The sequence below is a fragment of the Chitinophaga ginsengisegetis genome (genome assembly GCF_900168065.1).
Classification (GTDB): domain Bacteria; phylum Bacteroidota; class Bacteroidia; order Chitinophagales; family Chitinophagaceae; genus Chitinophaga; species Chitinophaga ginsengisegetis.
On sequence record NZ_FUZZ01000002.1, the window covers coordinates 690,941 to 716,424 of the forward strand.

15 protein-coding genes and 1 tRNA gene are annotated in these 25,484 nt (G+C 45.7%); 5 read left to right on the plus strand and 11 right to left on the minus strand.

Annotation, left to right across the window (positions count from 1 at the left end):
- Positions 1 to 2: 2 nt before the first annotated feature.
- From B5Z18_RS16575 to B5Z18_RS16595, 5 genes are all read right to left on the minus strand, one after another.
- Complete coding sequence (locus B5Z18_RS16575) at positions 3 to 3,356, minus strand: TonB-dependent receptor (protein ID WP_200817291.1); 3,354 nt, start codon at positions 3,354 to 3,356, stop codon at positions 3 to 5.
- A 111-nt stretch (positions 3,357 to 3,467) separates the two neighbouring features.
- The gene (locus tag B5Z18_RS16580; RefSeq protein ID WP_079470602.1) at positions 3,468 to 4,544 is read right to left on the minus strand and encodes a FecR family protein; all 1,077 of its coding nucleotides are present in this window, start codon (positions 4,542 to 4,544) and stop codon (positions 3,468 to 3,470) included.
- A gap of 91 nt (positions 4,545 to 4,635) precedes the next feature.
- Positions 4,636 to 5,187 carry an RNA polymerase sigma factor gene (locus B5Z18_RS16585; RefSeq protein WP_079470603.1) on the minus strand — a complete coding sequence of 184 codons (552 nt, stop codon included), beginning with the start codon at positions 5,185 to 5,187 and terminating at the stop codon, positions 4,636 to 4,638.
- Between the two features lie 14 nt (positions 5,188 to 5,201).
- The gene (locus tag B5Z18_RS16590; protein WP_079470604.1) at positions 5,202 to 8,246 is read right to left on the minus strand and encodes a S41 family peptidase; all 3,045 of its coding nucleotides are present in this window, start codon (positions 8,244 to 8,246) and stop codon (positions 5,202 to 5,204) included.
- A gap of 70 nt (positions 8,247 to 8,316) precedes the next feature.
- Complete coding sequence (locus tag B5Z18_RS16595) at positions 8,317 to 9,855, minus strand: hypothetical protein (RefSeq protein WP_079470605.1); 1,539 nt, start codon at positions 9,853 to 9,855, stop codon at positions 8,317 to 8,319.
- Between the two features lie 167 nt (positions 9,856 to 10,022).
- On the opposite strand from B5Z18_RS16595, the gene B5Z18_RS16600 reads away from it, so the two are divergent.
- Positions 10,023 to 10,093: transfer RNA gene (locus tag B5Z18_RS16600), tRNA-Gln, on the plus strand.
- Positions 10,094 to 10,261: 168 nt separating this feature from the next.
- Here the strand turns inward: B5Z18_RS16600 and B5Z18_RS16605 are convergent.
- Both B5Z18_RS16605 and B5Z18_RS16610 read right to left on the minus strand, forming a co-directional pair.
- Positions 10,262 to 11,308, minus strand: a complete 1,047-nt coding sequence (locus tag B5Z18_RS16605; RefSeq protein WP_079470606.1) for a nucleotidyl transferase AbiEii/AbiGii toxin family protein — start codon at positions 11,306 to 11,308, stop codon at positions 10,262 to 10,264.
- Positions 11,301 to 11,909: a DUF6088 family protein gene (locus B5Z18_RS16610; RefSeq protein ID WP_079470607.1), complete on the minus strand. Its 609-nt coding sequence runs from the start codon at positions 11,907 to 11,909 to the stop codon at positions 11,301 to 11,303. The genes B5Z18_RS16605 and B5Z18_RS16610 overlap by 8 nt, the downstream gene beginning before the upstream one ends.
- A 613-nt stretch (positions 11,910 to 12,522) precedes the next feature.
- Between B5Z18_RS16610 and B5Z18_RS16615 the strand changes: the two genes are divergently transcribed.
- Complete coding sequence (locus B5Z18_RS16615) at positions 12,523 to 13,449, plus strand: hypothetical protein (RefSeq protein ID WP_079470608.1); 927 nt, start codon at positions 12,523 to 12,525, stop codon at positions 13,447 to 13,449.
- Between the two features lie 278 nt (positions 13,450 to 13,727).
- Here B5Z18_RS16615 and B5Z18_RS16620 read toward each other — a convergent pair whose 3' ends face one another.
- Together B5Z18_RS16620 and B5Z18_RS16625 are read right to left on the minus strand one after the other, a co-directional pair.
- Positions 13,728 to 15,158 (minus strand): SusD/RagB family nutrient-binding outer membrane lipoprotein, encoded by a 1,431-nt coding sequence (locus tag B5Z18_RS16620; protein WP_079470609.1) that lies wholly within the window; start codon positions 15,156 to 15,158, stop codon positions 13,728 to 13,730.
- 11 nt (positions 15,159 to 15,169) lie between these two features.
- Positions 15,170 to 18,364: a SusC/RagA family TonB-linked outer membrane protein gene (locus tag B5Z18_RS16625; RefSeq protein ID WP_079470610.1), complete on the minus strand. Its 3,195-nt coding sequence runs from the start codon at positions 18,362 to 18,364 to the stop codon at positions 15,170 to 15,172.
- Between the two features lie 125 nt (positions 18,365 to 18,489).
- Here B5Z18_RS16625 and B5Z18_RS16630 point away from each other — a divergent pair, with 125 nt between their 5' ends.
- From B5Z18_RS16630 to B5Z18_RS16645, 3 genes are all read left to right on the plus strand, one after another.
- On the plus strand, positions 18,490 to 19,257 hold the full coding sequence (locus tag B5Z18_RS16630; RefSeq protein WP_079470611.1) for a hypothetical protein: 768 nt from the start codon (positions 18,490 to 18,492) through the stop codon (positions 19,255 to 19,257).
- A gap of 355 nt (positions 19,258 to 19,612) precedes the next feature.
- Entirely contained in the window at positions 19,613 to 20,461 is an 849-nt protein-coding gene (locus B5Z18_RS16635) for a hypothetical protein (RefSeq protein ID WP_079470612.1), read from the plus strand.
- A 289-nt stretch (positions 20,462 to 20,750) separates the two neighbouring features.
- Complete coding sequence (locus B5Z18_RS16645; RefSeq protein WP_079470614.1) at positions 20,751 to 22,352, plus strand: NAD(P)/FAD-dependent oxidoreductase; 1,602 nt, start codon at positions 20,751 to 20,753, stop codon at positions 22,350 to 22,352.
- A gap of 65 nt (positions 22,353 to 22,417) precedes the next feature.
- On the opposite strand, the gene B5Z18_RS16650 is transcribed toward B5Z18_RS16645, so the two are convergent.
- Positions 22,418 to 23,815, minus strand: coding sequence for an alpha-L-fucosidase (locus B5Z18_RS16650; RefSeq protein WP_079470615.1), 1,398 nt, complete (start codon positions 23,813 to 23,815; stop codon positions 22,418 to 22,420).
- Positions 23,816 to 23,852: 37 nt separating this feature from the next.
- Positions 23,853 to 25,478 carry a RagB/SusD family nutrient uptake outer membrane protein gene (locus tag B5Z18_RS16655; RefSeq protein WP_159454330.1) on the minus strand — a complete coding sequence of 542 codons (1,626 nt, stop codon included), beginning with the start codon at positions 25,476 to 25,478 and terminating at the stop codon, positions 23,853 to 23,855.
- Positions 25,479 to 25,484: the final 6 nt, after the last annotated feature.

Genomic DNA, 25,484 nt, shown 5'->3' on the forward strand with positions numbered 1-25,484 from the left:
ATTTAAAAATTAACGTTCAGGCCAAAAGTGTAGGTTCGTACGCTGGGGTAATCAAACCTGCCCTCACCATAGTTATTTTCCGGATCAAAACTTTTCCATTTGGTCCAGGTATACAGGTTCTGCGCCTGCGCAAAAATCTGGATGCCCTGCACAAATTTTAGGTGGGTCATAATTTCTTTCGGGAAATTATAGCCGATATTTACATTCCTTAAACGCAGGTAAGATGCATCCTGGATATCTTTGGAAGAGAATCCCCTGCTGGCGTCAAACTTAGGCAGGATGGCGTTATCGCCTGGTTTCTTCCAGCGGTCATACAACATGCGCACCGACTGATTACTGCTGGCAAAACTTGGATTTTCGTTGTAATAATCTTCGTTGAGATAGCGCATGGTTTTATCTGCAAACGTAAACAGTGCGTTCAGATAAAATCCTTTCCAGGTAACGCCGGTATTAAACCCACCGGTGAAAGGAGGAATATAAGTGCCAAACTCCGCTACGCTCAAAGCCGTTTCATTGTAATCGCTCGTTTTATTACCCGATCTGTCGTAGTACAAAGGATCGCCTGTTTGCGGATCCACCCCGGCCCATTTAGGCGCATAGTGTGATCCGTAGGGCAAGCCTACTCTTACAATCTGCGTGGTACCCTGCGTAAATTCACCGGAAGCCCCCAGATCGGTGATCACATTTTTATTATACGCAAAGTTCACTCCTACCGACCAGGTGAAATCTCCTCTCTTCACAATATCTCCCTGGAGATCCATTTCTATGCCCCTGTTGCGCATAGCGCCGGAGTTGAGGAACATGGTGGAAAAACCGGAAGTGATAGATAAAGGCTGTTCTATGAAGAGGTTATTGGTTACTTTATTATATACATCCGTTACCAGGCGGATACGGTTATTCATTACCCCCAGGTCAAAGCCAACGTTAAATTCTTTGGCATATTCCCAGTCGTAGTTAGGATTACCCGGCTGGTTAGGCACAATGGCCGGATTACCGCCATATTGCTCGGTTCCGTAGGTACGGAAATAAGCAAAGGGGCCAAGATTGGAAAATGGATTGGCAGAAGTACCATAGCTCGCACGGAAGCGCAGGTTATCTACAAAGCTTACATCTTTCAGGAAATTTTCTTTCTTCACTTCCCATCCAACACCCAGGGAATAGAAGCCATGCCAGCGGTTGTCCGGAGGTACGGTAGAAGCGCCATCGTACCGGTAACTGGCATTCAGTGTATATTTTTCATTGAAAGTATACCGGCCTACGCCAATCCAGGAAGCCAACGCACTTTTGGTGCGGCCGCCTCCCAGCAAAGCGTTGTAGGGCGAGCCGGGCGTAATGGCAGCAGGAGTAGCGGGCAACCTGTCGTCCAGGTCATAACCGGTATAGTCAAATGCGCGGTAATTATTCCGGGTAAACTCAAAATAACCGGATACTTCAAAATCATGTTTACCGGTAACTTTTGAATACGTTAACCCGGAAGTGCTCACCAGTGTAACGTTCCTGGTAACGCCTTCTCCAAAACTACCTCTTCCGCCGTTATCTACTTTATAGCCGGAATAGGAATCCGGGTTCACATAACGCTCGGTGGTAGTTTCCCTGAAGTCGATACCCAGCCTGGTTTTCGCTACCAGTCCTTTTGCCAGGATATAATTCAGTGAAGTACCGATAATACTTTTCAGCTGGTTGTCTTTGCTGCTGGTATTTAATAATGCTTCCAGTGCATTGCTGCCTTCCCGCAGATCATATACCGGATACACATCATCGTTATAATTGGTGACGAGGGTACCATCCGGTGCATAAGGATATTCATAAGGCAGGGCGTAGTATACAGCTGCCAGCGGGTTGCTGCCGCTGCTGGAAGCTTCTCTTTCTATAAAGGATGATTCAGAATAGGCAAGGCCCACGTTGATGTTGGCGGTTAACTTACCGGCGTTGAAATCCAGGTTATTTTTAAAGCTGTAACGTTTCAGTTCAGAACGTTTGGCAATACCCTGCTGATCATAATAATTCACGGAACTATAAAACCGTATGTTTTCATTACCACCGCTCACGCTTAGCTGTTGTTCCTGGAATTTACCTGTTTGCAGGAAAATCTTTCTCCAGTCGGTATTTACATTTCTTAAACTATCGATGATATGGTCTGCTTCCTGTTTTTCCTGTGGTGTTTTATTGGCGTAGTCAGGATTTTTACTGGAGAATTCCCAGCCGGGTCCAAGATTAGCGCCAGTTTCCAGACCGATTTCTTCTTCAAACTGCAGGTGCTGCGCTGAATTCATCATCTGGAATTTTGGCGTGGTCATATTGGAAAAACCATATTGCGATTTATAGGACACTGCTAATCTTCCGGCCTGTCCTTTTTTGGTGGTGATCACAATTACGCCATTGGAACCGCGCGATCCGTATAATGCTTTGGCGGAAGCGTCTTTCAATACGGTAACAGAAGCGATGTCTGAAGGGTTGATACCCTGAAACTGACCTGCTTCAATGGGAATACCATCCATTACATATAAAACGGAGGAGCTGCCATTGATGGTACCCACGCCGCGTACAGTAATAGTGGCACTGGTACCCGGCTGACCGGAACCCGCAGATACCACCATTCCCGGAACCCGTCCCTGCAGGATCTGGTCGAAGGTGGCCATAGGCACCTGTGTAATTTTATCAGCGCCCACTACGCCGGCGGCGGCGGTAGATTTATCCCTGGCATAATTCGTATACCCGGTAACCGTTACGGCATTCAGCGTTTTGATATCTTCGGTTAGTACCACGTTGATTTCACGCCTGTTGCCGATAGTTACCTGCTGACTAACATAGCCTACCAGTGAAAACTGGAGTGTGGTAGCATTATCAGGAGCAATGAGCGTATAGGCACCATCTTCATTGGTAAGCGTGCCGGCAGTGGTGCCGGAGGCACGTACCGTAACACCGGGTAAAGGCAGGTTATCCAATCCCCGGACGGTTCCCCTGATAGTAATATCTACGGCAGATTTACTTTCTGTACCGGCGTATACTACTACCAGCCCGTCTTCTTTCAGGGAATAGGCCAGGTTGGTGCCTGCAAATGCCTGTGAGAGCACCGCGTCCAATGTGGCTTCCTTTGCTGCTACCGTCACCTTTTTGTTTTCAGGCAGTGTTTTATCATGAAACACAAAGCGGTAAGCCGTTTGATGTTCCAATGTTTTCAGCAATTGTTTGATACTTGTTTCTTTTACCTGCAGGGTGATCGTCTCCTGCGCGAAACAAATAGCCTGCACCTGAAGGCAGGTCAAAAAAAGAAGAACCGTTAATTTCATAGTAAGCAGCAATTTGCCGGTGGGAACAGGTTTCCCCTTCCATTCCAGGAATACAAGTTTTAACATACCTTTGATGTTGGTTTAGTAAATGATCATTCAGGACATTTTCTAGCCTAATTCCGGGGGGAAGTGTTCCACCACTTCCCCCTTTCTTATATTTGGTTGATGTATAATTATTTATTTACTGATAATAATTTCTCCGTTTACCATTTTAAAGCTGAATGGATAAGATAACTGCAGGGCATCCAGTGCTTTCAGGATCGTTTCACTTTCAAAAGTGCCGGAATACCGGTAATGCTTTACTTCTTCATCTGCAAAGGTGACCCGGATACCATACCATTTTTCCAGCTTGCCTGCAATCGCTTCCAGTGGCTCGTTTTCAATTTCCAGCCGGTTTCTTACCCAGGCTATTTCCCTCGCTTTGTGATTTACCGGATCAGCATCCAGCGGCACTATTTTAAAAGGATTGGCCGGTGTTGACAGCCCGGCTGCATTTGTTGTGAATTTCTGATTTGGTTGTAGTATGATCTTCTCTTCCGGTTTGCTGGCCAGCGTAACCTCTACCTTGCCTTTAAACAAAGCGGTTTCCGATTGATGGCTACCGGCATAGGCGCTTACATTAAAAACGGTACCCAGTACCTTAATATCAAAAGCGGCAGTATGTACAATGAAAGGGTACTGCGCATGTTGTGTTACATCAAAAAAAGCCTCTCCGGTAAGGGTTAACTGCCTGTTGGCCTCATTAAAGCCTGCGGCCAGTTCCACGGTACTGTTTTGCCGTAAAATAATGGAGGAACCATCCGGCAGCACGATCGTTTTACGGGGATCATTGCCGGCATTGATAACCACCATGCCTGTTTCGGGCGAGGTGATATCGGTAACAGTATTGGTACGGTTGAACAGGTAAATGGCTCCGGCCAGCAGCAGGACGCCTCCCAGTGCAGCGGCATATTTAAATAACGGATTGATTTTTCTGCCGGAAGGAGTGACGGGTTGCTCTTCCAGGGCTGAATGAAGAAGCTCATACTGTGAAATACCATCCTGCAGGTGTTTCAATTGCTCCAGGCGGTTGCCCTGCCGGGCGGACAGTACTTCAATCATATACCGGGCTTCCTGTACAGCGGCTTTCTTTTCGGGATGGCGGGTCACCCAGCTCTCCCAAAATAATACATCAGTGTCGTTCTCTTCCAGGCAATAGCGCTGGAAAGATTCATCACATGCAAAGTCGGCGGCTTCGAAGTCCTGGAAATTCATGTAGGTATGCCTTTGATTATACAGACGGCAAAACCGGCCATTTTTCCTAAGGGTTTTATAAATTTTTTTTCGGGAGATGGAAAAATGCTGCTTATTTCAGCATTTTCCTTAATGCTTTAATGGCATCATAAATGGTATTGTAAGCCGTTTTCACGGTTTGCGAAGTTTGTGCGGCTATCTGTTCATAGGACAGACCTTCAAAAAATTTAAGCCGTATCAGCTCTATCTGTCGTGGGGTAAGGGCTTTCAGGGCCTGTTGCAGCCGTTGTTTTAATTCTTCATCCTGTTGTACCTGGATAATTATTTCTTCATAGGATAATTCACTCTCTGCTTCTTTATCCGTCATCCGGTGAATGGCGGTATGGATCTTCGACTGGTACGCCAATTGATCCAGCAGCTGTCGTTTCAGGGCGGTAAATAAATAGGCCGGTACATTGGTTACCGGGCGCAGCGTTTGGTGCCGGGTCCAGAGCTGCAAAAACAATTGTGTGATACAGTCCTTTACCAGTTCATCGCTGCCGCAAATTTTTAATCCAAACCGCAGCAAATGTGAATAGGTATTATTATACAGTGCAAACAACGCCTGTTTATCGCCGTTTCTCAGGCGCTCCCAATGAATATTATTGTCTTCTTCATAAGACATAAAAATGCAGGTCGTTATAATGTTGATATCGCAGTTTCCTTCATCAGTTCCCTGATGGCTGCTTCCAGTTGCTGATCTCTTCCTTTCGTTATCTCTTCAGGCGCGTTATTCACACGTATATCCGGCTCCGTCTGATGATTTTCCAGGTAATAGCCCTCCCTGCTTTTCACACCCAGCGAAGGCACGCTCCAGTGGAGATTCCCATCAGATAATGTTTCCCCGGTCATGAAAGTACAGCTTCCCGGCACCGGCATGCCTATCAGCTTGCCCATATGGAGATACTGATAGTCGAACGCAAAACAGCTGCCATCGCTGTAGTTGGCTTCGTTGGCAATCACCACCGATGGCTTAGTCCAGCGGAAGCCGGGTTCGATGCTTTCTACCTGGGAGTCCGTTGTATTTTTCCTGACCTCCGTGCCACTCAGCATCATACCCAGGTCTGAGGCCAGGTCGCCTCCCCGGTTAAAACGGGTATCCACCACAATACCTTTGCAGCCGGCGTACCTGCCCATTATTTCGCTGTAAGCGTTGCGATAGGCAGCATCATTCATCCGGTATAAATGTACATATCCCAGTTGGCCGTTGCTGAGGCGTGTTACTTCGTCCCTGTTGCGTTTCACCCATCTTTTGTACAGCAGGTCGCTTTCTGCTTCCGGCGTAACCGGCGTCACCACTATATCCCGCTGCTGACCGCCATCACTAATACGCAACCGGGTATTTTTGCCTGCCCGGTGATTAAGATATTGGGAAAGATCTTTATCTGCTGTAATCTCCTCTCCATCTATGGCCGTAATAAACATACCCGGCTTCAGGCCAAATGCTTCCTGGTCCAGCGGACCATTGGGAAGTATCTCACTTATTTTTACACCGGCGCCCCTGTAAGATACATCGTAACAAATACCCAGGGAAGCCGTTTCTTCTTTTTCTTCCGCAATATTGCTGCCCGTAGCACCACTGTGACTTACATTCAGCTCACCCAGCATTTCACTTACCATCTCTGCCAGTTCAAAGTTGTTGGCAATATGCGGCAGGAACTTTTCATAATTCCGGCCATACGCTTCCCAGTCGGCGCCGTGATAACCGGCGGTATAAAATGCTTCCTTTGTTCGTCGCCAGATATGCGAAAACATCGCCTTCCTTTCTGCGGGCAAATCTATTTTCATAGTGCCGTTAATGGTGATGCTATGCTGCGTTTTTCCGGTGGTATCCAATTGCAGGATACGGGCGTCTGCCAGCAGAAAAAGCTGTTGTTGTGCGGTATCCCATTGCAGGGAACAATCTTCCGCCTTAACAGACAAAGGCATCGTGGATGTTTTGGTGAATACATCCGTTATCCACAACTGGTAAGCCGCACCGGCTTTTACCAGATAATATAATTTATTCCCGTTTTTACTCAGTAATACATCCGCCAGCATAGCGGCCGAGGGGGTTAGTTTTGTAATCCGTTCTGCATCTTTAAAACTGTTGCCGGAAAACGGTAACGCATATACGTCCTGCTGCCGGCTGCTGCTGGTGGAAAAACCCCGCAGTCCGTTCCGGTCGCTTTTCCAGATCATCATCTTTCCGTCCATTGCCCATTGCGGCGCCTCATCAGCAAAGCCGCTTTGCGTGATGTTTTGTACACTACCACTGCCATCAGCTGCTACGAGACCTACTTCCTGGTTGCCGGCGCCCGGCTGGTTGTATTGAAGCAGGAGATACTTGCTATCAGGGCTCCAGCGGAAATACTGGTCGTGATCCTTACGGCTGAACAACGACGCAATGCGACGACTCTTTCCCGAAGCGATGTTATATATTTTTAACGTTACCCTGTTTTCGATATAAGCTACTTCTTTTCCATCGGGAGAATACAAGGGCTGGTAGTTTTCCTGGTCGTTAGCCAGCAACACGGTTGCTTTTCCACGCAACAGATCCATTTCGCAAAGCTGCCAGCCACGGCTGCTTTCGCTGGCATACAACAATTTTGTGCCATCCGGTGAAAAGCTGAGGTCTGCCTCTTCTCCCGGGGTATGCGTCAACTGCCGGATGGTACCCTGTTCCATGCCGGCGGCAAATACATCTCCCCGGAAAATAAATGCGCACTCCTTACCGGAAGGTGAAACCACACCGTATTTAATATGATCCGCCACCGGCACCACCTTTGTGTTTTCTATGATACGACTGGTGAGGCGTATGTTTATCTTTTCAGGTGCTGCACCCGGCGCCTGCAAATAAATATCCCCGTTGAAACCAAAGCACAGCACACCATTGCCGGTGGCGCTGAGAAACCGGACGGGGTAATGCTTAAATGTTGTGAGTTGTTCCGATGTTCCGGGACGATCCAGCCACAAACGGTGTACATTAAAACTACCACTCTCTTCACTCAGATAACAGATGGCCTTTCCATTATTGGTAAACACCGGTGATCTGTCTTCCCCGCCAAAGTTTGTCAGTTGCCGGCAGGTATCTTTCTGCGTATCATACAGCCATATATCCCTTGCTGCAGCAGACACCTGGTGCTTTCGCCACGGATTCTCCCGGTTCTTCTTATCGTGATAAATAATGTATTGACCATTGAGTTTTGCATCTTCTGCGGGAACAGTTAGCAGCTGCGTTACCCGTCCACCGTTCACGGATACACGATATAGTTCAGGCTGCGCATCTGAAGGGAATTGCCGGTTGTTCACCGCATCCATTCTTACGCCGCCAAAAATCACCTGCTGATCATCTTCACTAAAATCATATGGATATTCATCTGCCGAATGAAAGGTGAGCTGTTTTTCAATTCCCCCGCCGGCAGGTACCAGGAAGATATCCGCATTACCATAGCGGTCCGATGCAAAGGCAATGCTGCGGCCATTGTGGCTCCATACAGGCATCCATTCTTCTGCGCTGCTATTCGTTAACTGTACAGCAGTACCGCCCGTAGCAGCTACGGTGTACAGATCGCTTTTATAAGTAAATGCTATTGTTTTTCCATCAGGAGAAAGGGAAGGATAGCGCAGCCAGCTGAACGAACTTTGGGCAAAAATATATTCCCCAAAAAACAAGATGAGTAAAATAATGATCAGTCTTTTCATTCGCAGTTTGTAACAACCCGGATAAAGATACAAATATATCATTCATATTTTCCGGGGTTGCTGCATCCTGCTAAATGCCCAGCATCACCCGCTCCTCCTCGGCTTCAGCTTCTTCCTGGGTCACCAGTGGCGCATCGGTTACTTCTGTAAGCAACAGGGTATACCCCAGCAACAATACAATTAATAATACCTGGTATCGTAACACAATAGGCGCCGCAAAAACGCTGAATGCAAAATTCAGTCCGATGAAAGCCCAGCACAACAGCAGCGCGATATTAAATTTACGACTGGTTTTCCGGCCCCCTTTTTTAATAAGATAGCGGATCGTTTCTTCTATAAACAACAAATGGCAAATCACAATCAGGGAAGGAAACAGCGACATCAGCGTACTTTGCCAGTTATTGTATTTGCCTTCCGGCTTTGGCTTATCCCCATCTTTAAAAAAAGTAGTTACTTCTTTATTCACCAGGTTGATGATGGGCCGGTTATACCCACCTAATACTTCCAGCTCCGGTAACAGGTAAAGCTTCGCATTGCCCAGCAAATAATAGCGGGTAAAATCCCAGGGATATTTCCGGATCATATAATTCCCATAGTCGCTGCATAAAGGCGCTACGCCACACCAGCCGGCATATACATCTTTGTCCTTATGCGCCAGTCCATAATCTCTCAGCAATCCCTTCTGCGGCCCATTCATATCCCACATAAAATACGATCCGTCCGACACCACTATTCTTCTTGGCAACTTCTTCAGCGCTGTCATGTAATGATATACCGCCTTATGCGTTTTGGCAAACTGCTCTGGTACGCCCACAGAATCCAGCGGTATATACTGCATCATATACATGGCGTTATTCATAATCTGCCAGCCACTGAAAGCAGAAAATATTTTCACCCCGGAATGCTCCGCGGTTTTCTGACGGGTAAACATCACAAACGAAACGATCAGCACCACCGGTAATAAAACAGCCACCACTTTCTGCCACGGCCGGTAAGCCGATAATAAAATCGGTATCAGCGCCACCAGCGGGTAAAACATGGCATTATACCGCACCGTAAAAGCATACCCCAGCAACAGCCCGTGAAATACCAGTAACAGCGTGGTGGGCTTGTGCAGGATCCAGAGCAACAAGGTAATCCAGGTAAGTCCGAGCGAGAGAAACAAAGCATCCGAAATAAAATAATTACTCAGAAACGGGAACAATGGATTAATAAGCAGAAATGCATAAAAGCCATACCTGAAATAGCTCTGCGGATTAAAAATGTAGCATACACTGAAATAAAAGAAAAAGGCGCTGGCTTCCAGCAATACAAACTGCACCACGGTAAGCATTGTTTCAGAACGGGAAAACTGGTGAAACAGCCACAGGAATTTAGAATATCCTATGGGCCAGAGGTTGTAATTCCTGTTCTGCAGGGCCGTTTCCATATAGGATCCGGTATCTGACGTAAAATCTATATACGGAAAAAAATGTTTGAATACCACCATCTTGATCACCGCAACAATAACGGCTGCCGCCAGGAGCAGCCCATTGCGCCGGCTGGCAAATATAAAGGCGCCGAAACCAGGAGCGGGAGTAACAAAGGACCGGGGAGATAGTAATAACATAGCCAGTTTTGAGGGATTTTACATATGGCTACAAGTATAAAAGAAGCCACTGAATTGAGGCATCAGTGCATGATTTTCAGTGTTTTAAAGATCTTTTTTTGAGAAAAGGGGATTAAAAATTTGGTAATTATCAGAAATGTCATAATTTCGCGGTCCTGAATTGCTATTGCCTGATAGTATAACGGTAGTACGACAGACTCTGACTCTGTTTGTCTTGGTTCGAATCCAGGTCAGGCAACAAGAAAGTCCGCTTTGATAGCGGACTTTTTTTATTGGGAAAAGAGGAAGGCCCTGTTGTTCTTTATATCCGGAGCGTCAGAAGATATCATTGATGATTGGCCCTTGTTCTCTGCAAACTATAATGCTAAAATAATAAGCATGGTTATAATAAATAATCAGTTTAAAGCTAAACTGTAGATGATAACACCATCCTGTTAATTTTGTCGTTTAAATTGTTCAGTTTTTGAATGAGGGAATCAAAATCCTCCGACTTGCCATATATCATTTCAGCACGCATAGTCGTATAATCTGCTCGATAAACTTCTAAAATTTCTGCCGGAGGTCTAAAGTTTAAAGTTGCCGGCTGAAGTTTATCATAGTCCACTCCCTTTTGACGTATCCAGTATCTCCGGTGTAATAATAACTTTTCATAAAATTGTGGATCAGTCAAAAGCTGGTCTGCAATTCCCTTATCATCCATTCTGATTAGATCGAATAAATGCCTGGAGCCCCGTTCCAGTTTAATATCTTCAGGTGAAATCTGCCTTTGATTGATAACTTGAAATTTTTCATGAAGTAGAAACATCTTCTCCAATAACGTTTTCATTGGATGGGTAGCTCTTATTTTAGATAACTGCTCCGCATATATGGGATTAGGAAAATGTTGCCAAAGAAGAGATTGAATGTCTACTGTTTCAAATGGCTCAGTCAGGGATCTTACACCAAACTCAATCCTTACTTCATTTTTCAAATAAGGGTGGGGCTCAAATAAAGAGCGATACCGTACATAAATTGTTTGCGGGTCTTTGTCCCGCATCAGAGGATCTATTGCTTCGGCAAACATTTCAATGGTGGCAAGATCCAATCCTGTCTGTTGCAGACTGACCGCCAATTCTTTAATTATAGTACCGGTAGTAAATGCACACCCTTCTTTTTTCAGACCCTTTACATACCTGTGGGTAGGTTCATCTTTATACTTTTTACCAAAAGCCTCCGGAGACAGGGCTATATCTATGTCCTCTGAAAAACGCTCAATTAATCCAAACCCTTTACTTAAGGATGTACCACCTTTAAAAATAAAATGTCCTTCATTAGGAGTTGTAAAAAGTGCTTTAAGTACCAGGGTTACCCACCAGTCCTTTTCAATTGCTACAGGAATCACCCCCGATTTAACAGCAGCCTGGTTAAGTGAAGTTCGTCTTTGGGTATCTGTAAGATGTAGCCATTCAATCATGTGAATCGCTTAATAGATGTATAATAAAGTCATAAACCTGGGCAGGAGCTAAAGCCAAATCTTTTGTCAGCGCCTCGCTTTTTTCGCTTTGAAGAATTTCCTTTACTCTTTTTTCAAATTCTGCTGAGAGATTTTTAGTTCCAATTTCTATGAGACCTAGTATAACAAGGCTACTTAATTCACCCTCAAATGCCATCTTTTTGGGAGTAGTAGGTTTAAATTCAATATACAAATTGCCCATTTTTATTTGCCTACGCTCCCCATCTGTTAAATATGTCATTTTAGTTGGCACCTGGGTAGTAAGTCCTAATTTGTGCAACGCCTGAGAACCTGTTGGCCTGATACGTACCTTTTCTCTCTTCGCCACAGCTTCTGCTACCTTTTCGGGATCTGGATATAATTCCCCAAATACACGATCTTGTTTGGGAACATAATAAATCCCATGAGAAAGTCGCTTTAACTTACCCTTTGCTGTAAGCCGGGATAATGCCATTTTAATGGCAGCACTTGAACCCTCCCCCCTGAAATCAGCAGGAAAAATAAGACTCCCCTTTTTAAGATGAGAGATTTTATGCTCAATATTGGTCTGAATACTTCCCATATACTACAAATATACCGAAAAGCCTCCAAATCTGTTACTTTTTTTTGTAAAAAGGTAACAAATCAAGTTGCCAAAAACCACAAAAAGGTAACAAATTATAATATCAATTTTCTATAAAAACCATGAAAATCAATTAGTTGCATAATTAATACGGAATTACAAAATAAAGTAAAAGGCAAGTCAAATAAAGAGATAAATGCCAGTCACCAACCGCGCTATATCTGGACTGCAACATTCGAGGAATATAGGTATCCTAATCCTGATACTACAAAGATCAGGTTCAGGCAGTTGCAAGTATCTTATACGCAGGCAGGAAACCTGTAAAGCTTTAATAGAATGTATTTCTGATCAGCCCATTATAAAACAAGATCTGGTATTCCGGTATGTGCATTCTAAGAAAATTGCTCCTATTGTAAATCTGCTACCACGAAAAAAAATAACGTTTTACAAATCTAAATGTTAAATAACTGTTTCCTGTTTCTCATTGATATTATATGCTCGTTTGTTAATCATTTCCCATTGACAAATTATTGAATAATCCCGTAATCCCAATGTCTAATTTTGCCTCACTCAAAATAAAAACACGTTATAAATCTTTAACCATTTCGTAGATATGTTTACAAAACAAAGTATTAAATCGTCAGTGCCAGTTATTACATTGGTTATAGGAATACTATTTTTTACGTATGGAACATTTGGCCATTTCGAGGAGCCTTCTAAAATTAAAATTTATATTGCCGGAATTGGCTCTACACTCCTGTCCAGTGGCATCTTTGCTGTATTATTGAAATCTATGCAGTTCATGGGAGTATTCAAAGATGAACTTGTTAATATTATTTACAAGGCCGACTATCTTAATCATAGAACGGATCTGGCAGAAATATGGGAAAATGTCTCCAAAGTAGTATTCAAAAACAAGTTCCCTAAAATAAGTAAGGAAATTACGGAGGACGTAAGAAATATCTATTTCCCCACTCAACATGTGCTTTATTACGATAATTATCAACAAACGCTGGAAATTGAACTGATCGACGAAGAAAACGATATTATCAAAGTAACTCAATACTCACGATATACTGTTTATCCTACCGACAGAAAAGAAAAATTCACTCATATCGCCTCCAACAGGATTAAGTTCAATAAGGATAGGGCAGAAATTGACTTTAAAATCGTTGAGTTTAATATTAACAGTAAAAAATATTCGCCATATGTCACTGAATACATATCATCGAATGATCTGTTAACAACCTATTCCGTCGATCTTAAACACGAAGATGTATATAAATTTGAAACCAAAATAGAGAAAAAATATTCTTTGAAATTTGACAACATAATTGGGCTAATGAAAGATTTTTTGATCCGAAATTTCGAATTGAAGGTATTTTTAAAAGGAAACTTGAAACTATCTTTTATTAGTGCAGGAACTTTACAGCCATTCGTTAAAAACACTTACAGTAATAGCGCTTGCTATGAGTTCCATTATAAAGGCCTTATCTATCCCAAACAAGGATATGTTTTGATTATAGAGAAAAATTCTTAACTTTAAATAACAAAAACATTCAATCATGAGTACTAACCAAAATGACATTGATACAGGTGCATAACATGCACTCATCACCAAATTCCAAAAGAACAGGGTTTCTCAATAATATTGAGAAACCCTGTTCTTTTATACCGGAAAATAAGGCTGTCATTAACACCCCCCATCCTATAACCAAACCATAAATGAACCAACGCATATTTTTACAATTTATTCGCCGCACATTTTGCGGCGAATAAGGGAATTATTATCCGCAGGCATATTCCAAAACCTTCCCCCTACCTCTCCACATCCCACCACACTCTCCCCGTCAAATCATCCTTGCCATGCAACCCCGGCTGCGCAGCAACCGCATCATCCACACTCTTCGTATTCACATTATGCTCTGAAAGCGGGTATCCCTGCCTCCGGGGAATAGGTGTATTATTATTATCCGGCGCAGGCGTTAACTCAGGATAGCCTGTTCTTCTCCATTCTGCCCATGCTTCATAACCGTTCATATACAGATGTACCCAACGTTGGTAAGCAATCTGTTTAATGGCGGTAGCGGCACTATAAGCTACTTCCGGGCGGGCAAGGTAAGCGGTAACACCATTGGAGGAGCCCGTCCACTGATTAATAGATGCGGTAACAGCGGCATTGTAATCGAGCAATGCTGCCGCATCGCCGCCGCTGATCCATCCCAGCTTCGCGGCTTCTGCGCGGGCAAACAGTGCCTGTGCGTATGTCACCAGGTAAACGGTGGCATCCTGTTTACGTATAGCCGTTCCCTGGAAGGATACACTGCTTGCGGGGATATTCTGCGCCTGGTTTCCCTGCAAACCGTAAGGCATGCCTACATAATCGCCGCTGCCGGTGGTGCCTGCATATACTTTCAGACGGGGATCGCCCAGTGGCTTCATATAATCTACGAGTGGCTTGCTGATGCAGTACCATCTGCGGCCCTGCACGGAATACACGTAGTACCAGTAGTTCTGGTAGGCTGCTTCTCCGAGGTGCTGCGAAATGGCATTGTCGTCGTTACTGGTAAAGATGCCATCGGTTAATGCGGCGGCAAATTCACGCTTGCCCCAGGCGGGGTCTACTTTCGACAGTCGTAATGCCATGAGTGCATGCAGGGTGCCTGCCAGCCGTTTCCATTTACTGATATCGCCATAATACAGCACATCGCCTGCGGCGGCTGTTTTGCTGTCTTCCAGCTGGGCGGCGGCTTCGGTTAGTTCTTTAAACAGGTCTGTATAAATATCTTTCTGGCGGTCGTAAGCGGGATTTATTTTATCCCGTCCCTGCAATGCCTCTTTGTAAGGCACATCTCCCCAGCGGTCGGTGATGTACCAGAAGAAGTAAGCCCGGAGTATCCTGGCTACTGCTTTCTGGTTATTGGCTGATCCTTCATCTTCATTAAAATGAACAGTGTTGATGATCTTGTTCAGGTTCATCAGCGCATCGGCATAAAAACTGGAAAATTCAAAGGAGATGTTGATATAACGGGAGGCATCTGTATATACTTTTTCGGAAAGATGCTGCACATACAACAATCCATAAGGAGTAGCCGTGGTGGTATCCATTCTCAGGATGGCATAGGTAAGCAGCTTGAGATTGGAAAAAGTATCCGGCTGATTCGGATCGCGGTTAATGCTGTCAGAAAACTTGGTGCAGGATACTAACGTAAACGCAAGTACGATAATGATATATAATAGCTTTTTCATGGTAGACTGGTTTACAGAGAAATGTTAAGATTGATACCAAACGAACGGGTGGTGGCTAATTGTCCTGTTTCCAGCCAGCTGATAGCCGACCGTCCCGTAGACAGTTCGGAAGGATCAAGCCCTTTGGGCGCCTGCTGGTATATCATAAAAGGATTACGCGCAATAAGCGCTACATTGATACTGTTGAAAGGCATCTTCTTATGCACCTCACGGGTAAAGGTATAGCCTACACGAAGTTCCCGCATCTTAATATAACTGGCATCATACAACCATTCTTCATATACCGATGTGCCAAGCACCGTACGGTAATAAGATTTTGCATCTACATAAGCAGTTACTTCGGCTCCTGTTACGCTGGATATACCATTTACTTTCACGCCGCCGCCATCTGCCAGCGGATCGCGTACATTCTTCCCTTTATCATTAATGGCCGCTGTTTCTTCAGCCTGCCCCGACTTAACACTCAGCATTTTTGTCCAGCTGAAAAATTGCCCGCCGGATTGAAAATCGATCATCGCTGATACATCGAACCGGCCAATACGGAACGTATTCAGCCAGCCCCCGGTGAAATCAGGCACCACGCTGCCAAAGTTGTGGTTCTCTTCAAACATCGGCAAATTGGCTGCATCCAGTAGTATCTTGCCCGTTTTAGTATCACGACGGTAAGCATTCCCTACCAGCGTGCCGAAAGCAGCGTTTACATCGGCATTCAGGTAAACGCTCACTCTTGAATACGTATTCACATCCAGCTGCAGGGTGTTAATGCCCGGATACAATTCCTTCACCAGGCTCCTGTTCCTGCTCACATTCAGCGTAGAGTTCCAGTTAAAGAATTTTGTTTGTACCGGTGTGCCATTCAAACTAAGCTCCACACCTTTGTTCTGGATCTTCCCGGCATTAATAATCGTATTCTCATAGCCAATAGCGCCTGATACAGGGATACTCAGCACCTGGTCAATATTCTGCTGGTTGTAATAGGTAAAGGCAAGCCCTAAACGGTTATTCAGCACCTTCAGATCCAAACCTGTTTCAAAGGAATTACCCAACGATGGCCTGATCCCCGGGTTATTGAGCGTGGTGGGCAGATGCATGGGCAAATAAGTATTATCATCACGTCCTTTATACGGCGTTTCCAGTATATACGATTCGTAGATCTGGTAAGGATCAAGATCTGATCCCGCCTTCGCAAAACTGAGGCGCACTTTTCCATAGGAAAGCGGCTCCCACTTCAGCAGCTCACTAAACACCATACTAAAAGATACAGATGGATACCAGTAAGAATTATTACCCGCCGGCAGTGCGGAGGAGATATCATTACGCACGGTAGCATCGAGGTAATAAATATTATCATAACCCAGTGAAACAGCTGCAAACGCACTGCGCACTTCCTTTCTCCGGAGATAGTTGGATACATTTGGCCGGTCGATGGAAGCAGAAAGATTATAGAAATTAACAACAGATAAACCGCCCTGCGTTCTGCCCTGGATGCCGTTATACCGCTGCGTAAGCAGGTTACCGCCCACATTGGCATTCAAACTCAGTTTATCAAACGCTTTATTATACTGGGCCAGTATCTCGTAGTTCATCTCCTTATTCTCAAATTTCGCTTCATAATATTCGTTGATATCCCTGCCACCATAAGCTTTACGCTGATCAATGCTCTGCGTATACATATCCCCTCTCACGGCGCCGCTTACTTTCAGTCCCGGCAGTACATCATAGCTCAGACCCACATTACCAAAGAAGCGGTCGCGTGTATCGTGATTAAGATTTTCATATGCTTCAAAGTAAGGGTTGTTCCAGTCGCTGCCCGGCTTCTTCAGAAAATCAGGATCATCAATATCTTCATGATTCCAGTGATAAAAAGTACCATCAGGATATTTATATTGCTTTAGCCGGTTCATATCCAGCGACCGTTCAAACCACTGATAAAAGTTACGCGAACCCTGGTAGTAGCCCTGGGCCGGGCGCTGGCCTTTATTGTTGGCATAATTGAAGCTGGTAGATACCGTTAATTTCGGCGTCAGATTCAGCGAGCCGTTAAAGCCGAGATTATTTCTTTTGAGATAGGTATTGGGCTCAATACCCTTGATATCAGTATGATTGAACGACAGCCGGAAGGTGGTATTCTCACCACCGCCAGACATACTGATGTTGTTATTAAAAGTAGTACCCGTTACAAAATAATCCTTGATATTATCGGGATGCGGACTAAAAGGCGTCAGCTTGCCATAGTCAGGATCAGCAGGATAGAAACTATACATTTGCCGTACGGGTGTGCCATCCATTTTCGGGCCCCAGCTTTCATCGGTACCGGACGCCAGTAACTGCGATTGCCCGTTCACGGTAATAGTACTGAACTGCTGACTGCTACCGGCCCCATAAATATTTTGCAACGGCATAAAATTGCCTGCTTTCTCAACGGAAAAAGCGGAGTTAACATCCACCGCCACTTTCCTGTTTCCTTTACGACCGCCTTGCCGCGTGGTGATCAGGATCACACCATACTGTCCTCTCAATCCATATAACGCGGAAGCAGCCGGGCCTTTCAGCACATTCACGGATTCAATATCCTCCGGGTTAACGTCCTGCGCCAGGTTTCCCAGATCCGGACCGTTTCTGCCGGCAAAGTTATTATTCGAAATAGGCGTTCCATCCACTACTATCAGCGGCTCTTCCTGCCCGTTGATAGAGTTGATGCCGCGAAGCTTTATTTTCTGCGTACCGCCCATACTCGCCCCGGATGAACCTACCACCTGCACACCCGCTATTTTACCCGCCAGGGAGCCCAGCACATTCTGTTCTTTCGTAAGCGTAAGGTTACTCCCTTTTACTTCCTGCACCGAGTAACCTACTGCTCTTTCTTTCCGGGAGATGCCCAACGCAGTAACCACCACCTGATCCAGGTTCCGGGTGTCCTGTTTTAGTGTAACGGTGATGCTGCTTTTCCCACTGGTATTTACTTCTGTTGTGAGGTACCCTACCAGGCGGAAAATCAGTATTACATCGGTATTGCCGGCATCCAGCCGGAAGTTTCCATCGGTGTCTGTTGAAGTACCTTTATTAGTGTTTTTGATCTGTACGCTCACACCAGGCAGGCTTTCACCTTTTTCACCTGTTACCTTACCGGTAATAATACCCGTTTGCGCGATGGAGGGTAAGGATATGGCACAGTACACCAATAGGATAGCGAGGAGTTTTTTCATTGAATAGAGGTTAGATTTTGGTTAAGATATATTATACAAAATAGCGCATTAATCTCTTAATGTCAATAGCACGGGAAAGCTCACATCTCGCCATTTCTTCGTATTTTCAGTAAAAACAAATCGCTATGGCAAAACAAACTGGGTTATTCCAATTCACCGGTAAGTTGGATAATGTGATCGGTTACCGGAGAAATGGGAGCTATTTTGTACGCACCATGCCGGTCACTGTAAAACAAACTGCCGCTACCCGGCAGGCATCCCGCAATTTCGGGATCGCCAGCAGGAAGGCAAAACTCATCCGGCAGGCTATTACGCCTCAGCTGGAAATTAACTGCGACGGCTCCCTCGTGAACCGCCTCAACAAAGTATTGATCACCGCGGGGAAAGACCAGTGGAAACACCTCGAAGGCTTCCGGTTCAATAAACACACCGGGATCGATAAATTCTTCTGGCTGCAACCGGTGATGCAAAACGGTACATTAAAAATACCGGCTCAAACATTATCGCCGCAGGGCGCCATTACGCACCTGGAAATAACGGTGATGACTACACGCATCAGCTTCGTGGAACGGCGGATCATTAAACAGCATTCCACTACCATAAAGGTGGATCTGAACGCCCCCTTCAATGGAGCAGAACTGAACGCATCCGTGCCCGGAAAAGGAACGCTGCTGGTAGTATTGCAGGTAACCGCCTGGAAAGGAACCGATCCTGTTGGAGACCGCCGCTTCATGGCCGCCGATATCATGTTCGTCGCTACACCGGCAACCAAAAAGGAAGCCGCAAAAAGGAAACAACATATACCGGATGTCAGGAAAGTATTACCTTACAGACCCGCGAAAACACCAGGATCACCGGTAGTGCGCACCGCCAATAAGTGGCAACGGGAATGAGTTCTCCCTCTGCGTAAAACAATCAACAAAATATCATCTCTAAAACCCCGGAGCCATCGCTCCCGTGAGTCGCCATGCGCCACGGTATCACATCAACAATAAAAAGCCATAAAAAACCAAAAGTCACCCGTTCAACGATCAATCATCTTCCAAAAAATCCCTCACAATCAAAAAAAATCAAAAAAAGCAATCCGTAAAATCATCCTGATCCTGGTGAAGACAACCTCCGCTTCAAGTCCACCTCCCCTGCATGGATACTGTATGTCCTAAGCCACTGTACAGCGATTCCTAAGCCATTCCTGAGTAACTCATACGTATACACTTATTAATTCCACACTTTTCCGTAATTTAACGCATGCGTTATATCACCATCTATATACTCATGCTCCTGTCCTCCGTCACCACGCTGGCACAAACCGTTGCCCCGGTGGCACTCGGCGCCCTGTCTACCGACAAAATCAGAGAAGCCTCCGGCATCGCCTCCAGCACCACCCTGAAAGGCTGCTACTGGACACACAACGACAGCGGCAATAAACCCGAAGTATACCTGCTCAACAGTAAAGCAGCGCTGATCAGCACTGTGAAACTCACCGGCGCAGGGAACCGCGACTGGGAAGATATTGCGGAAGGTATCGGACCGGAAAAAGGCAAGCAGTATGTATACGTGGGTGATATCGGCGATAACTCCGGCGAACGGGATCATATCCGCATTTACCGCTTCCAGGAGCCGGATAAACTCCCCGCTGCACACCTGGAAATAACCCCTGATGTGCTCAAACTCCACTACCCCAACAGCCCCCGCGATGCAGAGTCGCTCATGATTGATCCCATCAGCAAACAAATCTATATCCTCAGCAAAAGAGAAAAAGAAATAAGCCTGTATAAAACCGACCAGCTGTTCTTCAAAGACGGCGATAAAGCCACCCTGGAGAAATTAATAAAACTCCCCTACACCTGGGTCACCTCCGGCGATATTTCCAAAGACGGACACCACATCGTGATTAAAACCCTCACCACCGTTTACTACTGGCACCGCAATACCAACGAAAGCGTGGAACAGGCCATGTCAAAACCTGCAAAAGAACTCCCCTACGTAATCGAAAAACAAGGTGAAGGCATCACCATCCTGCCAGACAATAGCGGCTATGTTACCATCAGCGAAGGAAAACACGCTCCCCTCAATTTTTATAAATGGAAATTCTGAACCGCTAACCTTTATTGCTGCCGTCGCATTTCAGTAACATCGTCTATACTTGTATAGTGCGGGCAGCCTTCATTATCTGCTGCTAACCCATATTTATATACACCCTCAAAAAAACAGGTAATTCCCTTGCCCGGAAATACCTGGAGTAAAACCATTTTTCTACTATGCCACTGACTAACAGCTTCCACCATTTTTTTGCCCGGGGAATGCCTCTCCGGCAGGCCGTTTCCAACAGTTAATTGCACAACAGCTCACCTCAGAACCATTTATTCAATAACCTCATTCGCTCATGCAAAAGAAAGCTATCATCATTGGCGCCGGCCCTGCAGGGCTCACTGCCGCCTATGAACTACTACAGCGCACCAGTATCACCCCTATTGTACTGGAGAAAAGCACAGATATCGGCGGGATCTCCAAAACTGTAAACTATAAAGGCAACCGTATCGATATCGGAGGCCACCGCTTCTTCTCCAAATCAGACCGCGTAATGGACTGGTGGATGAACATGATGCCGCTGGATAAAGAAGCCGCAGAAATATTCTCTATCAGCTACCAGCAAAAAACAAAAGAAATAAAAGCTACCCGCAACAACAATAACACGGATACCCTCGTAGCGCCCGATCCCGACCTCATCATGCTGGTGAGAAAACGCCTGTCGCGCATCTACTTCCTGCACAAATTCTTTACCTACCCCATTCAGCTATCGGTAGATACCCTCCGCAAACTGGGCTTCTCCACTACCATTAGTATTATGGTGTCGTACCTGTGGGCGCAGATCTTCCCCAGGAAAAATGAAAAGTCGCTGGAAGACTTCATGGTAAACCGTTTTGGACTTACCCTTTACCACCTCTTCTTCAAAGACTATACAGAAAAAGTATGGGGCGTTTCCTGTAAAGCCATTTCTGCAGAATGGGGCGCACAAAGGATCAAAGGCATCTCTATCGGTAAAGCTATTTCACACGCGGTAAAATCCGCCATCGAAGCAGGGAAGCCAAAAGACCTCAAACAAAAAAATGTGGAAACCAGCCTGATCGAACAATTCCTGTACCCTAAACACGGCCCCGGCCAGCTATGGGAAGAAGTAGCCCACCAGGTAATCAACAAAGGCGGCACCATATTAATGCAACACGATGTAAAAAAGATCCATACCTCCGGTAATCAAATCACCGCCATCGAAGCGCTGGACCGCACCACCGGCGAAGTAGTGCTGCTGGAAGGCGACTACTTCTTCTCTACCATGCCCATCAAAGAACTGGTAGCCGACCTGGAAGCAAATGTACCGGGCAATGTCCGGGAAATCGCCGCCGGACTGCATTACCGCGACTTTATCACCATCGGCATCTTACTAAAAAGCCTCAGCTTCGAAGATAAAAAAACCGGTGAACACAAACCACTGGAACTGAAAGACACCTGGATCTACATCCAGGAAAAAGATGTGAAAGTAGGACGACTGCAACTATTCAATAACTGGAGCCCCTACATGGTGAAAGACCCCGGCACTACCTGGGTGGGCATGGAATACTTCTGCAATAAAGGAGATGATTTCTGGGAACTGACAGATGAACAAATCCGGCAAACCGCCATCACGGAACTCTGTAAAATAGGACTGGCGCAACAAGCAGATGTGCTGGACGCCACCGTGCTCAGAATGGAAAAAACATACCCCGCCTATTGGGGCACCTATGCCCGCTTTGAAGAACTGAAAAGCTATATAGATACCTTCGAAAACCTGTTCCTGGTTGGCCGTAACGGTATGCACAAATACAATAACTCCGATCACTCTATGCTCACCGCAATGGTAGCGGTAGATAATATCGCCAACGGCATCGTTACCAAATCAAATATCTGGTCTATCAACACAGAACAGGAATATCATGAAGAGAAAAAATAAAAAATCCGCAGACTTTGTTCCTGGAAACTATCTCCGGGAACAAAGTCTGCGGATAAAATCAATGGTTACCGTTTCTCGTTATACACGCCAAACTCTGCAATCGCGGGCGTTTCAGTGTAATCGTCTATCAGTATCCTCACTTTATTACCCCATACACGCGGAAAACGGTGAATCCTCACACGCCCCGCATTCTCCCCTGCTGATGGCAGTGGCTTCCACTCCCCGTTCTCATTATACTCCAGCCTGTATTGTTTAATACGCGCTTTGTCTTCTGTAATCACAATCATGTTAAAACCCTGCTGTTTGTCAAATTCCACTTCAAACCAGGGCTGCTTTACCGCGCGGTTCGACTGCCACGTACTTCTGAAACTATCATCGTTCGCAAAATCCATGATGTTCATATCGCTGCTCCAGCTGGAATTGGCCGCCTGGTGTTTGGCAATGTTGGGAGAAATAATGGGAGATGCATACGCAGGTAATGCCGCTACCGGTCCGTCGTTCTTCCACTGTTTTCCTACCTGCTTTAATGCTTCCAGCGCATTGTTGTCGATTAAGCCATCCCGGTTAGGCGCTACATTTAAAATAAAATTACACCACGCTTTACCAAAAGGAACGATGTTTTCATTTACCAACTGGTCCACGCTCTTCACCGGTGTAGCAGGGAAATCAGCTTTCCAGAACCACGCCGTGTTAATAGGCAAACAGGATAACGCCGGCAAGCGGTTGTTATCAGTAGAGATATGCTGACCAGCACCCTGCTCATACGATTTGATATCTGTATAAAACAACGCCTCCGCAGGATACTTCGCAGCGTTCAGATCCATCACCAGGCACTTAGGCTGCAGTCTTTTGATGAGGCCATAAATTTCCTCAAATGGAACATCATCGTAGGAAATCCTCGACCACGGCGCGTCCCAGCCATCAATGATCAACGCGGTAATTTCGCCGTAGTTGGTGAGCAACTCGGTGAGCTGCGCCTTGATCATCTTAATATGTTCTTTTGTAATTTGCCCCGGCCTGATTTTATGATGCGTATCCAGGATAGAATAGTACAACATCACTTTCAGTCCTTTCGCACGGAAAGCAGTGGTGTATTCCTTTACCACATCTCTTTTCAACGGACTGTTCATCACATTATAAGGAGTGGTTTTGGTATCCCAGATGGCAAAACCGCTGTGATGCTTAGTGGTTAAACAACCATAAGACATGTTTGCTGATTTGGCCGCCGCCGCCCATTGATTACAATCCAGTTTCTTCGGATTAAAAATCGCCGGGGATGCTTCCGGATCGGCCCAGTCATCATCCATAAAAGTAGGAATATTGAAATGGATGAACATACCGAAACGCAGATCCACAAACTGCTGCTGCAACGCAGGCAGCGACGGTGTTTGCTGGGCGCCGGCCCGCCCCGTCACGAGTAACAGTACCGCCGCCAGAAGGCTGATAACCTGATTCTTTTTCACAAGCTAATGAGTTAAAATATAAAAGAATAAAACGTACTTACTTCCATTCAGGTTGTTGCACCAATTTGCGGCCCTGATCCAGTATGCCCTGTGGTATAGGCCATACATAAAATTTATCCGTAGTGAAATGCCTGTCTTCCAGCTTTGTTTTAGGATACTTATTGGTTTTACCACCGGTAGCAGGAATATCTGTTAGCCCGGCAGACGCATCTATCGTATAAATAGGTCCGTTCAATACCTGCTGCCCAATTCTCCAGCGCAAAATATCGAAGTAGCGGTGTCCTTCACCAGCCAGCTCTATCCGGCGCTCATGACGGATAAAAGTACGCAGCGTTTCCTTGCTCATACTCCACCCGTTGAGCGCGAAAGTGGCGGCTACATCGGGCATACCGGCACGACGCCTGATTTCATTCAGCGCATTAATAATATCTGCAGATGGTCCGGAGGTTTCATTCGCAGCTTCTGCATACGTAAGCAGCACTTCTGCATACCGGAGGATCTTCCAGTCGTTGCCGCCATTATCGCGGGACTCCAGCTCTGTTTTATCGAAGATCTTCTTAAACGCATAACCCGTATAGGTGGCTTTATCGCCGCCTATTTTATCCAGCGCACTGTTAATAGGATCGTACATTTTATCATTTGCCAGCGTGCTGCCGGGATAATAAATAGTGGCGTTTAAACGCGGGTCGCGGTTCTTCCACGGTGCATGTGCATCATACGCAGGATCTTTGGTATAAGGATAATAACCGGCAGCGCTTTCATAATCATCTACCAGCGAAGGCAAAGGATTCAGGTAAAGCGTACCTCCTGAAACAGAGTTCACACCGGCAATATCACGCAAGCCATTCGGGCGTAACTCCTTTACATGGATATAGCTGATCATGCTTTCGGAGGAATAATCTCCTTCCTGCTGAAACAGGTTATAATAATCCGGGTACAGGGAATACACTTTGCTGTCGATCACTTTCTTTGCTTCAGTGGCAGCACCTGCATAGTCGCCGGTATATAAAAGCACACGGGCTTTCAGTCCCCAGGCGGCGCCTTGTGTAAAGCGTCCCTTATCGTCGCCGGTATAAGATGGCGGTAAATCCGGTGCAGCTTCATCCAGCCATTTGATCGCCTGCGCAATCACCAGGGCTTTCTTGTCCTGCGGCACATCCGACTCAGCAGGAGTAGCAAATACTTTCGTCACCAGGGGCACATCCCTGAAAAGCGTAGCCATTATAAAATAACGGTATGCCAGCGATACCTTTACTTCTGCCTTTAATCTTTTCTTTAATCCTTCATTCATATCAGGCACTTTATCCACATGATCAAGGAATTCGAGGCAATGTCTTACCTGGTCGTATTTCCATTCGTCGCCCAGATTACCGGTAGTGGCTACAAACGTGCTGTTGCCAATCAGCTGCGCATTGCGAAGGGTATTACCCCAGGAAGCTGTTTTGGAAAAAGCGTTGTCGCTCATTCCTTCATAGCAAACAAAAAAGTCGGCGGAAGGGAGGAATTCATATACCCTGGAGGCAAATTTTACTGCATCCGATTCGGTGGTCCAGTAGGTGTCATCAGAGTATTGATCCAGCGGCGCACGGTCCAGGAAGTTTTTAGAGCAGGCCGCCAGAAGGCTGCAGGCGCATAATATAGTGATGATGTGTAGTCGTTTCATGTTGTT

Excerpts from the sequence above, each read along its gene's own strand:
- B5Z18_RS16645 (WP_079470614.1), top strand. The coding sequence starts at position 20,751 with ATGCAAAAGAAAGCTATCATCATTGGCGCCGGCCCTGCAGGGCTCACT.
- B5Z18_RS16580 (WP_079470602.1), bottom strand. The coding sequence starts at position 4,544 with ATGAATTTCCAGGACTTCGAAGCCGCCGACTTTGCATGTGATGAATCT.
- B5Z18_RS16585 (WP_079470603.1), bottom strand. The coding sequence starts at position 5,187 with ATGTCTTATGAAGAAGACAATAATATTCATTGGGAGCGCCTGAGAAAC.
- B5Z18_RS16590 (WP_079470604.1), bottom strand. The coding sequence starts at position 8,246 with ATGAAAAGACTGATCATTATTTTACTCATCTTGTTTTTTGGGGAATAT.
- B5Z18_RS16595 (WP_079470605.1), bottom strand. The coding sequence starts at position 9,855 with ATGTTATTACTATCTCCCCGGTCCTTTGTTACTCCCGCTCCTGGTTTC.
- B5Z18_RS16575 (WP_200817291.1), bottom strand. The coding sequence starts at position 3,356 with ATGTTAAAACTTGTATTCCTGGAATGGAAGGGGAAACCTGTTCCCACC.
- B5Z18_RS16620 (WP_079470609.1), bottom strand. The coding sequence starts at position 15,158 with ATGAAAAAGCTATTATATATCATTATCGTACTTGCGTTTACGTTAGTA.
- B5Z18_RS16615 (WP_079470608.1), top strand. The coding sequence starts at position 12,523 with ATGTTTACAAAACAAAGTATTAAATCGTCAGTGCCAGTTATTACATTG.
- B5Z18_RS16655 (WP_159454330.1), bottom strand. The coding sequence starts at position 25,478 with ATGAAACGACTACACATCATCACTATATTATGCGCCTGCAGCCTTCTG.
- B5Z18_RS16605 (WP_079470606.1), bottom strand. The coding sequence starts at position 11,308 with ATGATTGAATGGCTACATCTTACAGATACCCAAAGACGAACTTCACTT.
- B5Z18_RS16630 (WP_079470611.1), top strand. The coding sequence starts at position 18,490 with ATGGCAAAACAAACTGGGTTATTCCAATTCACCGGTAAGTTGGATAAT.
- B5Z18_RS16610 (WP_079470607.1), bottom strand. The coding sequence starts at position 11,909 with ATGGGAAGTATTCAGACCAATATTGAGCATAAAATCTCTCATCTTAAA.
- B5Z18_RS16635 (WP_079470612.1), top strand. The coding sequence starts at position 19,613 with ATGCGTTATATCACCATCTATATACTCATGCTCCTGTCCTCCGTCACC.
- B5Z18_RS16625 (WP_079470610.1), bottom strand. The coding sequence starts at position 18,364 with ATGAAAAAACTCCTCGCTATCCTATTGGTGTACTGTGCCATATCCTTA.